Below are 19562 nucleotides of genomic sequence, written 5' to 3'. Positions count from 1 at the left end.
CGTGCAGGAGCGGGGGCCCGGCTTAAACGGTTAAGCAAAGTCGATAAGGGGCATTAAGGTGACCACGGCGTCACTGGGCCTGGGGGGCTCCTCCCTCCCCCTCCTCGCGCTTGAGCCTGACGGGGATCTCCGTCTTGGAGGAGATTATGTGGAGGTCGAGCTGCGGGTAGGGTATCTGTATCCCGGCCTCGTCGAGCGCCTTCTTGATCCGGGTCTGGAGCTCCACCTTGGTGGCGAACCACACCTGTGGCGGGGCCCAGCACCTGACCTTCAGGTTTATCGATGAGTCGGCGTACTCCTCGACGAAGACGTCGGGGGCGGGGTTGATGAGGCAGAATGGGTGGTCGTCGACAAGCTTCTTGATCACTTCCAGGGCCTTATCTATGTCTGTGTTGTAGTGGACCCCGATGGTGAACTCTATCCTCCTGGCCTTCACCTTGAAGTAGTTCGTTATCACGCTGTTGAAGACCTCGTTGTTGGGTATCCTCACGAATGTCCCGTCCCACGTCCGTATCGTTGTCGATAGCACGCCGACGTTAACGACTACCCCGCCCACGCCGGCCACGAAGATGGGGTCGCCAACCTTGAAGGGCTGCTCGGCGAGCAGCATGACGCCGCTTATGAGGTTGCTCAGCGCGTTCTGGCTTGCGAAGCCTATGACTATGCCCGCGAAGCCGCCCGCCACGAGTAGGGAGGAGAGCCTCACCCCGAACGGCTGGAGCGCGGCTATGCCTGCGAAGAAGAGGAGGCCGTAGAAGGTCACGTTCTCGAGGGGCTTGTAGACGTGCATGGGGAGCCTGGGGGCGACGTTCCTCCTCATAATGGACCTCACGAAGGATGCTATGAAGAGGCCTGCGGCGAAGATTACGGCCGCCAGGAGCACCTTGTACAGGAAACTCTCCACTCCGCTAAAGCTGGAGGTAAGCGTGCCCAGCAGGTGAGTCGCCGTGGAGCCGTTGCCAGCGCCCGTTGCCACAGTCCACCACCCCTTAGGGTGTCGCGACTCTCTTCTTCACAACCCCAACCGTCATGGTGAAGGGGGCTGACGGCTGGAATAGGAGGAGGCCCCTCCTGGACTGTGTGAGGGGCTTCAAGCCGCTCACGGGGGGCTCCCCGCGGAGCCTAGCGGTCACCAGCCCGTTGCTCGAGTCGACATCCACTAGTGGGTAGTAGAGGAACCCGTTCTTGTCGACGTAGAGCGCTGCGTCTGAGGCGTTGAAGCCAATGCCGGGGAGCAGGACGGGGTCCCCGCGGACTCGGAACGCCACAATAGCCGTGCCCACGGGGTCCGGGAGCTCCTCCCTCTTGAAGGCGACGGGGGCTTTGTAGTGTCTGGCTAGGAAGCCTTCGATAACGTCGCCTATGAGGGTGAACTTGACCCTCACGGGGCTAATCCTCACCAGGGCAGCGTCCCCGACGTACACCTCTATATCGTAAGGGGCCAGGGTCCAGAAAGTCCTCCCATCCCCGTCAACGTAGAGCCTGTCCTCGAACTCGACGTATATGAAGGGGGTCCCCTCGTACAGCCTGTAAATCGCGGGAACCGGGTGCCCCCTAACCTCCAGATCCGGGGCCACCCGGGCCCTCGCGCACCCATACCTGTCGCAGGCCTCCACGTCCCCGTCGGGCTCCCGCTTCACTACAGCCTCTCCAATCCTCAGCTCAGACCCCGGGCTGATAACCCATGGAGTCCTGACCAGCAGGTTGTTGTCGTCGCCCATCAACCCCAGCCACACCCGCTCCTAAGCGCAAGCCCCCTCAGGCCGGGAGCTGGAAGAGCCGCCAACTTTAAGCCCGCCGCCCCTTTCCGATTAAGCTGCCACCGCCTCCTGAGCTAACGCCGGGGTGGGGGCCGGGGCTCCCAGCCGGTTCCGTCGGGTAAGCGCAGTCCCCCCAGGCGCCGCCCGCGGGCTCCATGGCTTGAGGTAGGCCCACGCTAAGCTCGGGCTTTCTAGTGAAGGGCCAGGTTTACCTTATTAACCCCCGCCGGCGTGAGGGGCCTGGGAAGCAGGGGCTAATGCCTTTGAGCACCCGGACGCCCCGGAGGATGGGCATGGAGGACTTCATTGTGGGTAAGCACGTGTACGGCAGCCTATACGGGATCCCTAGGGAGCTCGCCGCCGACGAGGAGTACTTGAGGGGGCTCGTGCTGGAGGCCGTCAAGGCCGCTAAGTCCACCCTGATAGAGGTCAAGTCGTGGAGCATACCGGGGCCTAAGGGCGGCGTGAGCGTTATCGCGCTGGTCGACGAGAGCCACATAGCAGTGCACACCTGGGTCGAGTACTCCTACGCAACGGTCGACGTGTACACGTGTGGCGAGCACACAGACCCATGGGCGGCCTGGGAGGTCATACTCAAGGGTCTAAAGCCCAAGTATTACAGGGTCCACTACGCGGACAGGAGCCAGCAGCCCACGCCCTACATTGAGGGAGAGGGCTCCAAGGCCGCGGTCGCCCTATCCAGCAGAGCCGCTGCGACGGGTGAATAGTAAGGGGCGGCTGAGGCCGGAGCGGAAACGCTCCACGCCCCTCCAATAGCTAGGGACCCCTCTGGGGTCTTGTTAACTGTTTAATTAACTTGTTCGATGCGTCTTCGATTGGCTAGCTCTCCAGCTCCCTCTTCAGCCTCGCCAGCCCCTCCTTGCTGAGGAGGTTCACCATCTCAGTCCTGTGCCTCACCTCATCCCTTAGAATGTCCTCCACGAGTTCCTCGGTTACAGGGTCCAGTCCGCGTGTTAACTCGTAGAGCTCCCTGTAGGCTTTTATAGCGCAGATCTCCGCCTTGATAGAGGCTATAATGAAGCCGTCGACGTCGTGCTGGTCGCTGGGTAGCGGCGGGTACTTGCACCTGCCAACCTCCCAGAGCTTCGCGAAATCCCTGGGGATCTCGCTCTCCGCCCCCAGCTCTGCGAGTCTTGCAGCTATCGCCGCGGCGTGCTTAGTTAACTCCTCAACAGCCTCCTTCCTGAAAGTCTCGGCTATAACGCCGCTGAGGGGTCCCTGGACGAGCTCGGCTGTTAGCATGTAGTAGTAACAAGTTATCCACTCGTCAGCGTAGGCCTGAAGCAGTTTTTCCTTAACCTTCCCCAGGACGTCGGTCTTGATGAGCTCCTGGCCCTCGTAGGGCTCCAAGCCCTCCATAGAAGGCACGAAATAATTCACCTCAGTTAGTTGAGGGGTGGGAGTCATTAAAAAGCCCGTGATTAATGAGTGTCCTTAAATTCAAGCGCTGCCTTGGAGGGTCGACGCCCAGGGTTGCCCTAGGATGCCCTGGCTGCGGTGGGTTATCCCAGGGCGTTGGAGAGGTCTTCTATGATGTCGTCCTGGTCCTCGAGGCCTATGGAGAGCCTGAGGAGGCCCTCGTCTATCCCCAGCGCCTTCCTCTCCTCGGCTGGAAGCATTGCGGCTGAAGTTAGGATGGGTAGTGTGATGAGCGACTCTGTCCCGCCGAAGCTTGGCGAGGGCTTGATGACCCTGAGCTTCCTGACCACGCTCAGAGCGTCCTGGAGTCCCCCCTTGATCTTGAAGGAGAGTACGCCGCCGTAGAGCGGCTTCTTGAAAAGCTTGTCGGCTATAGGCTTGTAGGGGCTCGAGTCTAGGCCCGGGTAGTGGACCTCCTCCACCCTCGGGTGGTCGCTCAGGAACTCCGCCACCGCCAGCGCGGTCCTCGACTGCCTCTCAAACCTCGCCTCAAGCGTCTTCACGCCCCTCAGCGTCAGGTAGGCTTCGAAAGGCTGCATTATGGTGCCCAGGATAACCCTCCACTCCCAGAGGCTCGTTATGGCGCCCGCTTCCCCCGCGACCACCCCGCCTAGGACGTCGTTGTGCCCGGCGATGTACTTGGTGGTGCTGTGCACCACGTAGTCGGCCCCGTACTCCGTGGGGTTCAAGAGGAGCGGGGTGGCGAAGGTGTTGTCCACGACGAGCGTCGCACCGGCGTCTCTGCAGTGCCGGGCTAGGGCCTCCACGTCTATAACCTTGAGGGTGGGGTTGGTCACGGACTCCACGAAAACCAGCCTCGTGTCCCCGCTCACCCTCTCCGCTATCGACTCAGCCGAGGGCCAGGCCCTCACCACCCTAACGCCGAACCTGGAGGCGGCCTCCTCGAGGAGCCTCGCCACCTTCCCGTAGGTCTCCATGGCGACAACGACCTCGTCCCCCCTCCTCAGCAGGGAGAGGAGGAGCGTGGAGATCGCCGCCATCCCGCTGTTGAACGCGAGCGCGTCGCCCGCGGACTCGAGGCTCGCGAGAACCCTCTCCAAGGCCCGCACCGTCGGGTTCTCCTCCCTCCCGTAAATCAGGGCTGTCCCCCTGTCAACCGTCCTGGGCTCCCCTGTCTCCGTGGCTGGGTGCTCGTAGACGACTGTCAAGTAGATGGGCGGGATGAAAGCGCCCGTCTCGCGGTCGAAGTAGCCGTGGCCGTGCACCGAGCGCGTCGAGAACCCGGGCATAACCCTCCCCCCGAAGGCTTGCTGGGCAAGCGCTGGTTATCACACAAATAAAATAAAACTATGAATAGACCCCGAGTGTTGCGCGCCGGCTTCTCGAGGCGATACCTTTATAACACCGTGGAGCCCACGCCTCCCCCGGCCCACTGTTAAGGAGTGGGGTGGTGAGCGTCGACGGACTCGAGATCCCCGGTTTCATGTTGAGATGCGTCGCCTGCGGGGCGGTGTACCCGCTGGATCCTAGGATGTTCTCCTGCCCCAGGTGCGGGGGGCTCCTGGAGGTCGTCGCCGCCGAGCCCCCTGGGGTCTCGTGGGCGGCTTGGAAGCGTCGAAGGCCGGGCGTGTGGAGGTACCGGGAGGCGCTGCCCGTCCCGCCCGGGGCTAAGCCCGTGACTATTGGGGAGGGCGCGACGCCACTGGTTGACGCCGAGCTGGACGGGGTCAGGGCCAGGGTTTGGGTGAAGTTTGAGGGCGCCAACCCGACGGGGTCCTTCAAGGATAGGGGCATGACGGTGGGAGTGACCGTCGCCAGGCACGTTGGGGCCAGGCTCGTGGTGGCGGCTAGCACCGGTAACACCGCCTCCGCGCTCGCCGCCTACGCCGCGAGGGCTGGGCTCAGGGCTGTCGTGGTGCTCCCTAGGGGCGGCGTGGCGCTGGGGAAGCTGCTCCAGGCCAGGCTCCACGGGGCGGTCGTAGTGGAGGTTGAGGGCTCCTTCGACAGGGCTATGGGGATGGTGCTCGAGGCCGCCAGGGAGGGCTACGCTTACCCGCTCAACTCCTTCAACCCCATCAGGCTGGAGGGGCAGAAGACCATAGCCTACGAGGTGGCGGACGACCTCGGCCGGGCGCCGGACTACGTCGTCGTGCCCGTGGGCAACGGGGGGAACATAGCTGCGATATGGAAGGGGTTCAAGGAGCTCCACGAGTGGGGGCTGGTCGACAGGCTCCCGGTCATGATAGGCGTCCAGGCGGAGGGAGCCTCGCCCCTCGTCAAGGCCTGGAGGGCCGGGCTCAGGGAGCCAGTCTGGGTCGACAAGCCCTCAACTGTGGCCTCCGCGATAAGGATTGGGAGGCCCGTGAACTGGGTGAAGGCGATCAAGGCGGTGGAGGAGTCAGGCGGCGTCTTCGTGGCGGTGAGCGATGAGGAGATACTGGAGGCCCAGAGGATCCTGGCTAGGAGGGTCGGCCTGGGCGTGGAGCCCAGCTCAGCCGCGGCGCTGGCGGGGATCCTGAAGCTGGAGTCCGAGGGCTTCTTCAGGGCGGGCGAGGAGGTCGTGGCGGTGGCGACGGGCCACGCCCTCAAGGACCCCGACGCGATGGCTAAGGCCGACGCCGACTTTAGAAGGGCCTCCAGCGTCGAGGAGCTGAAGAGTCTGCTACGCTCCCTGGCGGGGGCGGAGGCTTGAAGCGAGTGAGGGCGATGGCTTACTCGAGCAGCGCAAACCTGGGCCCCGGCTTCGACGCCCTCGCAGTAGCCCTCGACGCCTTCCACGACTCGGTCGAGGCTTGGCTAGAGCACGACGCCCGGGGAGTGGTGGTCGAGGCGGTCGAGGGGGAGTACGCCGAGGGGGTCCCGGTTGAGGGGAACAACGCCAAGGCGGCGGTGGAGAGGCTCCTCCAGCTAACCGGCTCCACCGGCGCGGGCGTCGTGCTCCGAGTCAGGAAGGGGGTCCCCCCGGGCAGGGGACTGGGGAGCAGCGGGGCCACCGCCGCGGCCGCGGTAGTGGCGGCGGCCAGCCTCCTCGAAGCGAGCCCCCCGCTCGCCGTCCTCCTCGATGCAGCCGGGGAGGGGGAGCGGGCCGCCTCGGGGTCCCCCCACTACGACAACGTCGCAGCGAGCCTCCTCGGCCACCTGGCGGTGGTCGCATTCATCGACGGGAAGCCCGTGGCTTCAAGCCTGAGGATCCCCGGGGCCTCGTTCGTCGTCGGAGTCCCAATGGTCGAGGTGCCTGAGGGCAAGACGGGGGTGATGAGGAGCATCCTCTCCCCACGGGTTGAGCTCCCGAGGGCGGTGGCTAACTGGCAGAGGCTCGCCCTGCTCGTCGCCTCGCTCGCCAGGGGCGACTACAGGCTCGCCGGCAGGCTCATGATGGGCGACGGGATAGTCGAGCCAGCCAGGGCCCCCCACGTCCCGTGCTACGGCGGGGTGAAGAGGGCCGCCCTCGAGGCCGGGGCGTACGGCGTCACGATAAGCGGCGCGGGCCCCTCAATGATCGCGCTCACCGAGCCCAGCCTCGCCGGGGAAGTCGCCAGGGCCGTGCGCCAGGCCTACGAGGAGTGCGGCGTAGAGGCTCTGGTGAAGACCGCGAGCCCGGCGGGGCCCGCTACAGCAGAGCCGGCCGGGTAGCGAGGCGGCGATCTCCCCGGGATCCCTTCAGCTCGTTGTCGGCAGGGTTACTAGGTTTGTGAGGTAGTAATTGTTGTTGACCACGGCGAAGAGGGCTAGGGAGAGGTACTCGGGCTCCCCCGTCGAGGCGACCATGATGAAGAGGCTCTCCTTCCCGTTGGGTGCAAGCGTGACCCTCCAGAGAGGCACGCCGTCCAGCGCACCGGCCAGCTCGCCGGCGTAGGCTTCCAGGGAGTTGTCGGGGTCCAGGTAGACCCGTGAGGGGTCAGCGTAGACTGGGTTCAAGTCGTTGCCTGTGATGGTTTGGTTCCCATAAAGTTCACTGCAGTAGAGGGGGCGGTTGAGGCTGAGGAGCACCAGGGGGTTGCCCGCGTTATCGTCGCCTACAAGGTCCACGAACCCGTCTCTATCGTAGTCCGTTAAGTTGTACACGTAGACCACTCTCTCGGGCGGGCTCACGCCTGTATCCACCGGGATGCTTGTTATGCCTGCTGACACCACGACACTCCCCCCAGTCGACCTTGCCGCGGGCAGGACCGAGACGTAGAGGGTGATCGCCGTCGCCGGGTCCGAGTTCTTGATCGACACCATGTAGCAGTACACATGGTAGCCCCCGCTCGTGTTGGACGAGTAGTAGTCGATGTAAGCGTCCACAGACGCTGCGACTAGATCGAGATACTCGACGAGCCCCCGCCTCGCATGCTCCCTAGAGTAGTAGCTAGTGAAGTAGGCGTAGAGGGCTATAGCAGCGACTAGCACCGCCGCAGTCAGGATGGTCACGCTGATTGCAGGGCCCTGGCCCCTGTGGGTCGATCGCCTCCCCGGCGCCGGCGTGGAGCGTCGCCTCAAGCCTAGATACCGGGCTTCGAATGCCACGCGCCGGGTATTAAAATCAAATTTAAAGCAGTACACGCCCCGACGGCCCAGATTAAAAGGTGCCTTATAAGCCCTCGCTTAACACGCGCCTCACGGGAGCGCTGCTAGTTGCGAGAGTGACCCTGCATGACGCTTCCGGCAAGAAGGAGGAGAAGGGAGAGGCGGGGGCAGGCCGAGGTCATAGGGGGCCTTCTGGTGCTCACCCTCCTCTTCGTATTCGCAGTTCCACTGCTGGTCACCTCGCTCCACTCCGTCCAGAAGGCGGGCGTGGGCTACACCGAGAAAATGGCGAGGCGGGCGATGGCTTACAATGAGAAGCTAGCGGTGCAGCCCGTCAACCCCGCGGATCCCATGGTGCAGAGGCTCGGCTGGGTCCCCGGCGTGTTCATCAACAACACTGGAACAGTCGACGTCACCATCGACAGGATTTATCTGATAAACTTCGTGGATAAAACAGTCTACGCCGTCCTCGACTCGAGGTACCTCAGGCCCGAGGTGAACCCCCTGGTAAAAACAGTCCTGAAGAACGTTGTCCTCGTCAACGGCACCCTCAGCTGGGAGGACCCGCCCCCAGCGGGAGTACCCATAACCCTCCGGCCGGGCGAGAACATCCTAGTAGTCTTCGACGAGTCCCTGGCGAGCGTGGCGCCATACCTCGTTGTGCGGGTTGAGAGCGCTGAGGGAGTAATGCACCCGGTAGCCGCCGGGGGAGGCCAGGGCCCGAGCACCGGGGTTGGAGCGGGCGCGGGCGGCGAGGGGACGCTGTGGAGGGGCCTCCTCTACCCCCAGACAGGCTTCAAGCTGCACGGGGCAGGCGACCTTCAGAAGTACGGCATGGCCTACACCTGGGTCCCCCCACTCTTCGTCTATCCGGCTGACTCCCAGGGGAACCCCACTACTTTCAGTTACTACGAGTCCTTCATCTACAGCGATCCGGACTACCCCGGCCTCTACTACATTAAGATAGTGCTTAACGACGACATTAGACTAGTGGTGACCTATGACAAGTATGGGTGGCCCAGTGAATCCGTGAGGCTTAGGTCCGGGTGGACCATAGAGTTGAGGGGGTTCGTAGGCACCTATGAAACTTTCTACTTCAGCGGTTACGCCTTCAAAGTCATAATCAGGAATCCAAGCGGGCAAGTTGTTAGAGAGTACCCGGACAACTGGGGCCTCCCCTCGACCCCACTCAACCTGGGCAACAGTGGAATCACAACTCTAGACTTTGACGGCAACGGCGTGGATGAGCTGGTGTTCTATAGCTTCCTGAACGCGCCCACGATAAGCAGCACGGTTAACATAGATGTTGATGGCCAGGCCGACACTTCGCCCGCCCCCAACGACGAGTACAGGGATGCAGTGGTGTGGACCTACGTGATAGCCAGGGACATTTCAGGCGTCGACTTCATTAGGGTTTCCGCTAAGATAAACTATTACTGGACAAACGTCTTCATAAGCTGCCCGTCATCCTTCAGGAAGCTGAGTATTTTCAGGATAGCGATTTTGAGGTACGACAACTCTACCGGCGAGTGGAAGATTTACCATTACAGGAATTATGATTATGTCGACGCGAAACCGGTGCAGTTCCAGCCAAGCATCACCTTCCCCGTGGAGAGGAATGGAACCTACCGGGTCGCCTTAATGTTCTACGACAACTACAGGGACTGGGACTACGGCTACGTGTGTTACAAGGACTTCACTTACGGCCTGGAGTACGTGATGGTCGAGTATGGAGTGGTGAACCCGTACCTGTTCGAGGCCCCGCCAGTCTACATTGTCGCCATACCGGACCCGTCGATCATCCATGGTATAGGCGAGGAGGAATACATGGCCCTCAAGGGCTTGGATAACCTGGACGAGGCCAAGATTGGGGCCCAGCAGGACCTCCTGAAGCTCGTGGAGAACGAGCTGGGCTACGCCGGGATCCCAGGGTACACGGTCATCACTAGCAGGGAGGAGTTGTACAACCTGCTCTTCAAGACGGGGGCCGGGGCGGAGGTCCCGCCCAAGTACGCGGTCATCATCTGGCTCCAGGGAGACGTGGACGTCTCAACAGTCCTGGGGGCCTACGGGGTGACAGACTCCGACTTCAAGAGTTACGTTGGGAGCTACCACTGGCTCTGGGTCTGGGTCTCCGGGCAGCCCTTCGGGGGCGAGGTGCCGGCTAGCATTTACTTCAACGGGAACGTCGTGATCAACGGCCCCGGGAGCTACCTGCTCAACATAACCAGCAACGGCTTGAAGGCTAGGGGCGAGTTCTACGCGCTCTACCTGCTGGAGCAGGTCCTCTTCAACTACACGACTACACCCCAGGACGCCTCGTGCATAGTGGAGGGCTCGGACTTCTACTGGAACCCGGCCGCCAACCCGCCGGAGTACGGCACCGTAGCCTACTGGGTCGACTGCAGCCCGGGCACCGGGGCGCTGCTCGTCAACCCCGTCCACATAGACTGGGACAGGAGCGGGGACGGGGCACTACCTGAAACCGTGGCGCAGCAGGTGGTCTACGCGGCGCTCTACGCCTGGAAGACCATAAGCTCCGGCTGAAGCCTAGGCCGAGACACCAGTCATCATAGTTAATCATTCAACTACGCTCAACCACGCTACGCTTCCCGGGAGCCTCTCGGATCCAGCCGTCCCCCGGGGGCCTTGCGGCCCCCCATCTTCTCAGCAAAAGCTTTCGCCCTAGATTGCACTTCCCGCGTCTTCAACTCAACCCCGGAATAATGTGCCATTAAGCGTGTTCTCCAAGGTTTTTGCGAACGTGATAGTCCAGGTGATCAACAGAAGAATGTAGACCGCGAATCCTATGTAGTCGATTAGTTTGAAGCCAAAAATCTCTGATACGATGTGGCTCGCCGCCGAATAAGCGCCCAGCGGGAACGTGAACGCCCACCACGACATTGCATAGGGGAGGCCAACCCGTTTTATATAGTAGAAGGTCATCATTATCGCCATTATAAACCACCATATACCGAACCCCCAGAACATGAGGGCGAAGACTAGGAACGGCTCCTTAACCGTTATAAACGGAGAGCTCTTAATGAGGTTCACTAGGGCAATGGTTCCAGCACCTATCGGCCCAATGTTCATCCAGATTGTTGGGGCAAGGATGCTCGGCAGCGGGTGGTGTAGGATGAAGCGGTACATCGCTATTGTAAACAGTGCGATGTAGAGGAAGAACCCTGCCCCCCACCCGAAGTAATTGAGGGCAATGACGAATTCACGTAAAATCCCCGAAAACCGGTTGACGAAAAAGCTTCCAGGAACAGGGATAATGATTAACCCTATAGGCGGTATGAACCATGCAGGGCTTATGTGGTCAATCTTGATGTGCCCCCCTCTGAACATGATGTAAGGAGTGACTACTCCGAAGAATATCGTGGCAATAGTCCCGATTAGCCAGAATACCTCTCCAGCAGTCATATTCCTCCCTACAACTATGAAGTCCACTGCTAAAACAATCATTCCAGCCGAGATTGTCGCGTAGAAATTCGAATTTACCGGGTGCTCGAGATCCGCTAATGCTTCCTCCCGGAAGAATATCCACCTAAGTATCCATGGAACCAGTAAAACGAAGAACAATGCCACGTTTAGGTAAAAGGTGAAGTACGCCAAGGCCTTTAAGAAAGGCAGGTACTGCGAGTAGAACAAGGATGTCACTGCAACTATCCCCGTCCCCATAACGCTTGCGAACCATGCAGGCGAGAAATTCCTGATGAACAGCCACCTACTTTTCGCCATAACAGTGATCCCCGGAGCCGGCGCAGCCGTTCTCGGATGCCTATTTAACTCTGCGTACTAGGGCGGTTTTTACCGGGTTTTAAATCGATTAAATGAAGGAATTACGAGAAAGCCCTTAGGGTTTACCCTAGACGCCGACACTCTGCGAGCATGACTCGGAGCGGGAACCGGGGAACAATGTCTAAATCTAAGAGTTCGCCTTTCCGCCTTGCCTATTAGGGTTCCCTATCCCTCTCCTCATTCCTCCACGGCTTAACGGTTTCACGGCGATTTTCAGAATTACCTTATGCTTGGTGCTTGCAGCTAAAGGGCGTAGGGTTGTGCTTTAGTGCTTTAACATGAAAAGGTTATTTAAGCGGTTGTTTTCGTTAAACAGCTTAGTATTGGCTTCAATTCCTCGATGTAGGGATTTGGGGACGAGGCGAACATCATGGCCGCAACGATCCCCCAGAAACACCGTTCTCGACCGTTAAACCCAGGGCCTGGAGCAGGCCCCCGAGTAGCCCGTTACGCCCGTGGGCTAGTAGAATAACTATCCCGACGACTGTGTGAGGGATCATCAACGGGACGCCTATAAGCCCCTCGACAAGCCGCTTCCCCTAAAATCGTGGCGGGCCAGCAGGTAGCCCGTGGGAATGCCCACGGCTAGGAAGTATCAGAGTCCGAAACTATCGACGCCTGAAGAGTTAGCAGTAGCGCTGGGTATGCCTGGCGGGAGAACACGTTATCCTGCAGCCACACCTGGGAGAATGCCTCTGGGTCGACGCTTACGAATAAGGCGAGTATGGGTGCCAGAATGAATAAAACGCCCAGGTAGGATACGACGGCGAAGGCTAGTAGGAAGCCCTCGACCCTTCTAAGGCCCCTGGCCCGCAACGCCTCTCAGCTCCTCTGGAACCTCGTACACTATGAACTTGTCGAGGTAATGCTGGCCACCGTAGCCGGGCATGCTCTTCACGTTCCCAGCTGGTTCCCCGGCTTAACCGCCTCGATGTAATGTCGCCCGGGCTTAAGGGTAGCTCTCCCCTCCGCCCCAACTCCAGCCTCTATCCGGCGAGTTGAGTCGACTAGTCAACGCCTCCGTCAACCGGCCAGTGCACCCCCCGCCCGAAGGGCCCTAGGCCGGCTGGCTCGGAAGGCGCCCGGCGCGGCCGGTAGCCGGGGCCGTCGAGCCGCAGCATGGAGGAGCGACGCCCGCTCCCATCGCTCCCGCCTGCGAGCAGCCACGCGCCTAAACACTTCAACTCCAAGCCGAGAAGCGGGATCCCTACCCTCTCCCCCCGGGGACTGCTAGGGGGAGGGACCCGAGGGGACTGCTTCAACACCGCCGAGGCACACCCCCTTACCACGGCCTCCCGGCCCAGCGTCAGCCCCGTGGCGCTCGCCAGTGAAGACTCGAGCCTCCCTCGGCTTGGGGCGCGGCGGAGCTTTGGCCGGAGGCTGCCCTTGACAAGCGGGCCCTGCGGAGCTGGATTTAGCTCCAGCCAGGCCACGCCACTCTCCCCCCGGGGCTGCGGGAGCCGGCCCTTTGCGCCCGCGGCCCTCGACAGGCGTCCTCCCGGGGATCAGGAAGGCTCCCGGCGGGCTCGTGACCGTTCAGTCAATCACCGGCCGCTGGGGCTCCGTGGGGGGTCGGGGGTTGTGTTAAGTGGGCCTTAATGCAACCGCGGCCATGGCTGCGGTTGTGTTATGCTATAGTTAAGTCCCCGGCGGTTGAATCCAGGTTAACACCGGACTCCGAGCGGCTCGAGGCCTTCACCAGCGAGCCCCTGGGACCCGCGCCCCTAAATTCAAACCGGGAGACGCTCAGAGCCAACGCGTGCCCGCAGCGCCCCTCCGGGGCCCAGGGGGCGGTGCCCCCCGGCTGGGGGCGTAGCACGCTCCACCAGGGAACCCTGGGGCATGGGGGGTTTCGGCTTGCTGGAGCCGCCCCCGTCCCCGCGGGATCCCGGCCTGGGGTAACACTTTGGGCGGTGATTGAAGCCTGCCACTCTGTCAGCCGTGATACCCTGAAGGCGGGGCGGGCGCTTGCCGGGGGCCTCTAGCTGGCCCGCAGGCCCCGCTGAGCCGCTGCGCCCCTCGCCGGGTATTACCTGCCGGGGTGATTGAAGGCTGGGCCGGCCGGGTGAAGTGCTACGCCCCGGGCCCTGCTTGGGCGCTTCGCCCCCGCTTGGGTCCGCTCGAACCCCCGGGGATCCCGGGTAGCCGGGTGGGCGGGTATTACTTTGCGGTGGATTGAAGCGGGCTGGGGCCCGAGTCGAGGCTCCCCAGGGCCGGTGGAGGGGTCTCGGCGGGTGCACGGGTGCACCGGCTGGTTGACCGGCGGGTCCACTCGATGACCGGCCCGGGGGATCCCTCGGCTCGCGCTGCGGGTGCTCGCCGCGGCCGTTGGCGGCTTGCTTCCCGGTGATACTCCGGCATCGCTGCTTTGACCCGGCTCCGGGCGGCGTCACCCTTTAAAAATTCCGCATGGGACCGGGTGGAGCGCTGGGGTAGGGGTGTAGCTTCGTGGGCGCTAGGAAAAAGCACGCGCCAAGACGTGGAAGCCTCGGGTTCTCGCCGAGGAAGAGAGCCGCAAGGCTAGTGCCCAGGGTGAGGACTTGGCCTAAGGTCGATCTAGGCGAGCCCAAGCTACTCGGGTTCATAGGCTACAAGGTTGGCATGACGCACGTCTTCATGATCGACGACAGGCCCGGGAGCCCGACGGAGGGCAGGGAGATCTTCGTGCCGGTCACGATAGTCGAGACCCCGCCCGTCTTCGTGCTCGCCGTGAGGCTCTACGGTCACGACCCGAACAGGGGCCTATACACGCTCGGCGAGGCCTGGACCGAGCCCCCGCCGGAGCTTGAGCTGCACAGGAAGGTGCCCACGCTCGGTGGCTTCAACACTGAGGAGAAGCTGAAGAAGCTCGAGTCCATGCTCGACAAGGCGAGGGAGGTCAGGGTCCTGGTCGCGACCCAGCCTAAGCTGACGGGCGGGCTGAGCAAGAAGAAGCCCGACCTGCTCGAGGTCAAGGTGGGCGGCGTGGACGACATCGGGAAGCTCTTCGACTACGCAGCCGGGATCCTGGGCAAGAATCTGCCCGTCAACGAGGTGTTCAAGGTCGGCCAGTTCGTGGACGTGATAGCGGTGACGAAGGGCAAGGGCTTCCAGGGCGTCATCAAGAGGTGGGGCGTGAAGGAGCTGCCGAGGTGGCACAAGCACAGGAAGGGCAGCAGGAAGATAGGCGCGAGGAGCCACGGCAAGGGCACGTTCTGGGAGACCCCGCAGGCCGGCCAGACCGGGTTCCACAGGAGGACAGAGTACAACAAGAGGATACTCATCATAGACGACGAGGGCTACAAGATCACGCCCGCCGGGGGCTTCCTCCACTACGGCATCGTCAGGAGCACCTACATCGTGCTCTCCGGCAGCATCCCCGGAACCCCCAAGAGGCCGGTCGTGATGAGGTACCCCGTGAGGCCGCCGGCCTGGTGGGTGAAGCTGGTGCAGGAGAAGGGCTCCATACCCGAGCCCAAGATAACCTACATAAGCCTGGAGAGCAAGCAGGGCGTCTAGCCTCGAGCGGGGGTGGCCAGGGTAATGGTTTACTCGTGGATGGCGCTGTACCTCGAGGACCCCGTGGTGGTGCCCGTCTACAGCGCTGAGGGCGAGAAGACGGGAGAGACCAGACTCCCCGACGCCTTCAGGGTGCCCGTCAGGGTCGACTTGATTAGGAGGGTGTTCCTCAGCGAGTTCACGATGAGGCTGCAGCCCAAGGGGAGGGATCCCAGGGCCGGTAAGAGGACGACCGCCAGGAGCCTCGGCGCCCACCACGGCGTCGCGAGGGTGCCAAGGATCAGGGGGAGCCTGAGGGCAGCCTTCGCCCCCATGACCGTCGGCGGCAGGCTCGCCCACCCGCCCAGGGTGGAGAAGAGGATACACGAGGAGGTCAACAGGAGGGAGAAGATACTCGGCACGATGAGCGCCCTCGCCGCGACCGCCAAGCCCGACCTAGTGAGGGCCAGGGGCCATGTCTTCACAGCCGAGACCGTGCCGGTCGTGGTGGATAGCAGCGTGCTCGAGGCTGTCACCAAGACCAAGGAGGCGGTGAGCCTCCTCGAGAAGCTCGGCATCTACAGCGACGTGGAGAGGGCCAGGGAGAAGACTAGGGTGAGGGCTGGCAAGGGCAAGAGGAGGGGCAGGAGGCTGAAGAAGCCCAAGAGCATACTCTTCATTGTGGAGGACCACGAGTCCCCCTTCGCGAGGGCGGTCAAGGGCCTCCCAGGCGTCGACGTCGCAGAGCCTAGGGTGGTCAGCGTGCTCGAACTCGCACCGGGAGGGGTTCCGGGGAGGCTAACCCTCATAACCACCGGCGCCCTCCAGCAGCTCGCCGAGAGGTTCAGGGTGACCCTGCCGTGAAGCCTGAGGAGGTCATAATAAGGCCCCTGGCAACTGAGAAAGCCCTCACCCTCATGGAGGAGCAGAACACGCTAACATTCATCGTACGCAAGGACGCCACGAAGCACCAGATAAAGAGGGCGGTCGAGGAGCTCTACGGAGTCAAGGTGGCAAAGGTCAGGACCCTCATAACTCCCAGGGGGGAGAAGAAGGCATACGTCAAGCTCTCGCCGGAGTTCAAGGCGAGCGAGATAGCCACCAGGCTGGGCATAACGTAGCCCCCACCCAGGGGGCCCGCCTCTCCTCCTCCCCAAGCGCCTCTGCTCAGCCGCGTTTGCCCCTCACCGCGGCGCCCACGATGAGGCCTAGGAGGAACGCTGCAACCGCGAGAGCCTCCTCCCTCGGCAGGGGCCGCCGGGATCCCTCCCCGCCGGCCGGGGTTCCGGCTGGCGCCTCGGGGGTTGGCGTTGCGGCGGGCGGAGGGGCTGTAGTCGTGGCGGCCGGCTTCTCCGTTGCTCCCCCGCGCCAGGCCGGCGTCTTCAGCTTGCCGGTGAGCTTCTCCTCGAGCCAGGCGTAGAGTACTGCCTTGCTGGCCGCGGCGAGGGCTGTGTGGGGGTCGCTTGTGGTGTTGTAGAGGTTCAGGAGCAGTGGGGGCTGGAGGCCGCTGGCCGCCTGAGAGAGCGCCGACGCCAGCGCGGCGAGCTCCCTCGCGGTCTCCGCAGTCTCGAGGGTGAACTGCCTGTGGATCACCGCGGTTGACTGGGAGATCGACTCGACGGCTAACCCCACGGCTGCGACTGGGTCGCTCTCCGCGGCCGCCCTCTCGGCGAGGTAGCCGGGGAGCCCCGCGGCCCCCACGTCCCCGCCCGCCTCCTGGAGGAGGGTTGAGAGGTACGCCGCGGCGGTCTTGGCCTCGGCCTTGAGGAGTGCCGCAGCCTCGCGTAGGCCCCTAGGGTCTACGGGGGCGCCCCCCGGCGCCTCCCTGCTCGCGTTCAGCCAGAGCCACGCCCAGTCCGCTAGGGCCCACGCCCTAGCGAGGAGCTCGGCCCCAGTCGTGTCGACACCCGTGAAGAGGCTGTAGGGGAGCCTGTACCCCCCGTCGGCCTCGAGGCTCGAGAGGGCCTCCTCGTAGTACCAAGCCGACACCGCCAGCTTGGCGAACGCGTAGGCCAGGGCCTCCACCTGCGCGAGGCTCCAGGCCCCCCGGGACTCCTCAGAGGCCTCGCCCCAGAGGCGGATGATCGTCTCGTTCACGAGTTCAACGTACTCGGTCACGTCGAGCCGGCTTGAGAGGGCGTGGGTGAGGACCAACGCCTCCCTCGCGGCCTCGAGCGCGTCGACCGCCCTCAGCGCGGCCTCGTAGTAGGCCCCGGAGCCGTAGAGGCTCTCCGCCTCGCCCAGCAGCCTGGAGGCCCTGGCCGCGAGGTCCCCGGCGGCACCGCTAGCCGTGGCCTTGGCCTCCTCCACGACCCCCGAGGTGTAGTTGAGGAACCCCTCAACCACCCTGGCGGCGAACTCGGGAACCCCGGGGGCGGCGGCTGCAGCGGGCAGGAGGCTGGAGTTGAAGGCGGCCCGGTAGGCGCTTGCAAGCGTTGGGGCAGCGTAGACCTCGACCCCCAGCTCCTCGCCCAGCTGGGTCAGGTTGACTCTGACGGGCCTCCTCTCCACGATGACGAAGGGACCCACCCTCCTCTCGACGGTCTCGTAGTAGGTGTAGACCTCCTGCCCGGCTGGGATTATGAAGAGCCTCGCCCCAACACCCGCGGCGGCCTCCAGCTTCTCCTTCAACCCCCCCACGGGGCCTATGCTGGCGTCGGGCTGGATCATACCTGTCGCCACGACCCACTTTGGGCAGTCGACGCCCTCCAGGAGAGCGAGCGTGGCGAGGGCCATCGCCGCCCCGGCGCTCGGCCCGCCCACGATGACGCTGCCCGCGTCGATGGCGTAGTAGAAGTCGAGCCTCGACATGTCGACCCCTGCGAGGAGGCTGGCAGCGAACGCCGCGAGCCTAGCACTCCCCTGAGTGTCAACCATTGAGGCGGGGCTCGTGGATATGTAGACCCTCCCCGAGCCGGGGTACGCTATCGTGACCGTCAGGTTCCCCGAGACGCCCTCTCCGGTGCTCGACACCGCGACGAAGTGAACGGTGCACGACCTAACCACCACGCCCGAGGACTCCCCAGCCGACGCCCGGGCAGGCGCCAGGGAGGCCAATGCAAGGAGGAGCAGGAGCACCGCCGCAGCCCTCAAGCCGCCGGCCCCCAACGCAGGCCCCTCCCCCGGGTTGAGGGCTCCCGCTAAAGTAAACCCTCCCCCAGGAGGGATCCCGGGGGAGTGCATAGCGCGCGGGGTGTTACCCCTAAACGCTCGACCCCGCCCCGGGCCCCGGGGCTAGCGGGCGCGTGGGGTGCTCGCCGCGGGGATCCCGGGGGCGGGGTGTTACCGTGGGAGTAGCCATGGTTCAGTGCTCCGCCGCTACATCCTCTCGGGTGCGGGGATCCCTAGGAGGCTCAGGCCTAGGGCTAGGTTCTCCTTGAAGTGGTGGACTATGAGCGCCTTGCACTCCCTCGCCCCCATGTCGGGCTCGTGTATCACCGTGTCCCTCTGGTACCAGCTGTTGAAGTCGTCGGCCAGCCTTAGGAGGTAGACCGCCAGGTCCTCGGGCGCCATGTCGTCGGCGGCCTTCGCGGCTACGAGGGGTAGCCTGCTCGCCTTGAGGAGGATCCTCCTCCTAACGGCGTCCCTGCACGCCTCCGCGTCGACTGCCTGCCAGTCTATGGGGCCGTGCTTGGCCAGGATCCCTGCGGCCCTGGCGTGGGTGTACTGGAGGTAGGGGCCGCTGTTCTCCTGGAGGTTGAGGATCCTCTCCAGGTCTATGGTTACCGGCTTGGGGGCGCTGGTCTGGACTAGGGCGAAGCGGACCGCGCCGACGGCGATCTTCTCCGCCGTCTCCTCGAGCCACTCCCTCGGCGCCCCGGGGTTCCTGGAGCGCACCTCCTCCAGCGCCCTCGCCTTGGCCTCGTCGAGCACGTCGTCCAGCCAGACCGCCTCGCCCCTCCTGCTCCTCATCCTCCCCCAGGGGAGCCTGACGACCTCGTAGTCGTAGTGGATGGTATTGAGCGCCTCCCTCCTGTACCCTAGCCCCAGGAGCGCCAGCCTGACCTGGAGCTGCTCGAGCCTCTGGTCGGCGCCGACGACGTTAACCACCCTGTCCGCGTTGAAGGCCCTGAACTTGTAGAGGGTGTAGGCTATGTCCCTCGTGGCGTAGAGCGTCGTCCCACCGCTCCTCGACAGTATGAGGGGTGGGACCTCGAGGCTCCTCGGGAGCTTGAACGCCCTCCTCGCCTCGGCGTCGGGCTCGACTAGCTCCCTTATGATCCTGGGGATGTCGAGGGCCTCGGCCCCCTTGTAGGTGGTGTAGTACCTGCTCCTCCTCGCCTCCTCCAGGATCCTCGCAACCTCCCCGCTCCAGAGCAGGTCGCTCTCCCAGTCCCATGCGTCGAAGGAGACGCCTAGCCTGGCCAGGGTCTCCTTGAAAGACTCCAGCACGGCGCCGGCGACACGCCTCACCTCGCTCCTCTCAGGCTCAAGGCCCGCCTCGTACCTCGCGACGATCCCGCGCACCTCGGCCTCCGGGTCCTCCAGAGACTCCACGCCCCTGAGGATCCTGTCGAAGTACCCGCCGGGATCACGCTCCCTGAGCCTTGCGAGCGCAGCGGCGAGCTCCTCGAGCTTCGCCCTGTCCCCCTCGCCCGCCTTCACCCTCCA

15 protein-coding genes are annotated in these 19562 nt (G+C 63.5%); 7 read left to right on the top strand and 8 right to left on the bottom strand.

What is annotated here, in order from left to right; genetic code table 11:
• Window positions 1–70 precede the first annotated feature (70 nt).
• Window positions 71–976, bottom strand: a complete 906-nt coding sequence (locus ACYQ3J_RS03475) for a mechanosensitive ion channel family protein (protein WP_460124710.1) — start codon at window positions 974–976, stop codon at window positions 71–73.
• Window positions 977–989: 13 nt separating this feature from the next.
• The gene (locus tag ACYQ3J_RS03470) at window positions 990–1721 is read right to left on the bottom strand and encodes a DUF432 domain-containing protein (protein WP_460126189.1); all 732 of its coding nucleotides are present in this window, start codon (window positions 1719–1721) and stop codon (window positions 990–992) included.
• A 296-nt stretch (window positions 1722–2017) separates the two neighbouring features.
• Between ACYQ3J_RS03470 and speD the strand changes: the two genes are divergently transcribed.
• Window positions 2018–2488 (top strand): adenosylmethionine decarboxylase, encoded by a 471-nt coding sequence (gene speD / locus ACYQ3J_RS03465; protein WP_460124707.1) that lies wholly within the window; start codon window positions 2018–2020, stop codon window positions 2486–2488.
• A gap of 112 nt (window positions 2489–2600) precedes the next feature.
• Here the strand turns inward: speD and ACYQ3J_RS03460 are convergent, their stop codons facing one another.
• Both ACYQ3J_RS03460 and ACYQ3J_RS03455 read right to left on the bottom strand, forming a co-directional pair.
• Entirely contained in the window at window positions 2601–3140 is a 540-nt protein-coding gene (locus tag ACYQ3J_RS03460) for a ferritin-like domain-containing protein (RefSeq protein WP_460124704.1), read from the bottom strand.
• A 143-nt stretch (window positions 3141–3283) separates the two neighbouring features.
• Window positions 3284–4450 carry a cystathionine gamma-synthase family protein gene (locus ACYQ3J_RS03455; RefSeq protein ID WP_460124701.1) on the bottom strand — a complete coding sequence of 389 codons (1167 nt, stop codon included), beginning with the start codon at window positions 4448–4450 and terminating at the stop codon, window positions 3284–3286.
• 197 nt (window positions 4451–4647) lie between these two features.
• On the opposite strand from ACYQ3J_RS03455, the gene thrC reads away from it, so the two are divergent.
• A complete protein-coding gene (thrC, locus tag ACYQ3J_RS03450) occupies window positions 4648–5853 on the top strand; it encodes a threonine synthase (RefSeq protein WP_460126187.1) in 1206 nt (401 codons plus the stop codon).
• Window positions 5854–5858: 5 nt separating this feature from the next.
• Window positions 5859–6794 carry a homoserine kinase gene (locus ACYQ3J_RS03445; protein ID WP_460126185.1) on the top strand — a complete coding sequence of 312 codons (936 nt, stop codon included), beginning with the start codon at window positions 5859–5861 and terminating at the stop codon, window positions 6792–6794.
• A 27-nt stretch (window positions 6795–6821) separates the two neighbouring features.
• Here ACYQ3J_RS03445 and ACYQ3J_RS03440 read toward each other — a convergent pair whose 3' ends face one another.
• Entirely contained in the window at window positions 6822–7643 is an 822-nt protein-coding gene (locus ACYQ3J_RS03440; RefSeq protein ID WP_460124698.1) for a nucleotidyl cyclase domain-containing protein, read from the bottom strand.
• 153 nt (window positions 7644–7796) lie between these two features.
• Here ACYQ3J_RS03440 and ACYQ3J_RS03435 point away from each other — a divergent pair, with 153 nt between their 5' ends.
• Entirely contained in the window at window positions 7797–10217 is a 2421-nt protein-coding gene (locus ACYQ3J_RS03435; protein ID WP_460124695.1) for a hypothetical protein, read from the top strand.
• A gap of 165 nt (window positions 10218–10382) precedes the next feature.
• Here the strand turns inward: ACYQ3J_RS03435 and ACYQ3J_RS03430 are convergent, their stop codons facing one another.
• A complete protein-coding gene (locus ACYQ3J_RS03430) occupies window positions 10383–11414 on the bottom strand; it encodes a TDT family transporter (RefSeq protein ID WP_460124693.1) in 1032 nt (343 codons plus the stop codon).
• A gap of 2508 nt (window positions 11415–13922) precedes the next feature.
• Here ACYQ3J_RS03430 and ACYQ3J_RS03425 point away from each other — a divergent pair.
• The 3 genes from ACYQ3J_RS03425 to ACYQ3J_RS03415 are packed head-to-tail and all read left to right on the top strand — an operon-like array spanning window position 13923 to window position 16072.
• Window positions 13923–14972 carry a 50S ribosomal protein L3 gene (locus ACYQ3J_RS03425; RefSeq protein ID WP_460124690.1) on the top strand — a complete coding sequence of 350 codons (1050 nt, stop codon included), beginning with the start codon at window positions 13923–13925 and terminating at the stop codon, window positions 14970–14972.
• A 24-nt stretch (window positions 14973–14996) separates the two neighbouring features.
• Window positions 14997–15815: a 50S ribosomal protein L4 gene (gene rpl4p, locus ACYQ3J_RS03420; RefSeq protein ID WP_460124687.1), complete on the top strand. Its 819-nt coding sequence runs from the start codon at window positions 14997–14999 to the stop codon at window positions 15813–15815.
• Window positions 15812–16072, top strand: coding sequence for a 50S ribosomal protein L23 (locus ACYQ3J_RS03415; protein ID WP_460124684.1), 261 nt, complete (start codon window positions 15812–15814; stop codon window positions 16070–16072). Before rpl4p ends, ACYQ3J_RS03415 begins: the two co-directional genes overlap by 4 nt.
• A 46-nt stretch (window positions 16073–16118) precedes the next feature.
• On the opposite strand, the gene ACYQ3J_RS03410 is transcribed toward ACYQ3J_RS03415, so the two are convergent.
• Together ACYQ3J_RS03410 and ACYQ3J_RS03405 are read right to left on the bottom strand one after the other, a co-directional pair.
• Complete coding sequence (locus tag ACYQ3J_RS03410) at window positions 16119–18059, bottom strand: S16 family serine protease (RefSeq protein WP_460124681.1); 1941 nt, start codon at window positions 18057–18059, stop codon at window positions 16119–16121.
• 210 nt (window positions 18060–18269) lie between these two features.
• The coding region (locus tag ACYQ3J_RS03405; RefSeq protein WP_460124678.1) for an arginine--tRNA ligase at window positions 18270–19562 on the bottom strand (1293 nt) is incomplete at its 5' end.

The organism is Stetteria hydrogenophila (genome assembly GCF_054657575.1).
The sequence above is the reverse complement of the archived record's forward strand: the minus strand, read 5'-3'. Positions and strand labels throughout refer to the sequence as shown.

Bases quoted from the DNA above. Each gene is read 5' to 3' on its own strand.
- ACYQ3J_RS03470 (WP_460126189.1), bottom strand. From the start codon at position 1,721: ATGGGCGACGACAACAACCTGCTGGTCAGGACTCCATGGGTTATCAGC.
- speD (WP_460124707.1), top strand. From the start codon at position 2,018: ATGCCTTTGAGCACCCGGACGCCCCGGAGGATGGGCATGGAGGACTTC.
- ACYQ3J_RS03460 (WP_460124704.1), bottom strand. From the start codon at position 3,140: ATGGAGGGCTTGGAGCCCTACGAGGGCCAGGAGCTCATCAAGACCGAC.
- ACYQ3J_RS03455 (WP_460124701.1), bottom strand. From the start codon at position 4,450: ATGCCCGGGTTCTCGACGCGCTCGGTGCACGGCCACGGCTACTTCGAC.
- ACYQ3J_RS03435 (WP_460124695.1), top strand. From the start codon at position 7,797: ATGACGCTTCCGGCAAGAAGGAGGAGAAGGGAGAGGCGGGGGCAGGCC.
- ACYQ3J_RS03430 (WP_460124693.1), bottom strand. From the start codon at position 11,414: ATGGCGAAAAGTAGGTGGCTGTTCATCAGGAATTTCTCGCCTGCATGG.
- rpl4p (WP_460124687.1), top strand. From the start codon at position 14,997: ATGGTTTACTCGTGGATGGCGCTGTACCTCGAGGACCCCGTGGTGGTG.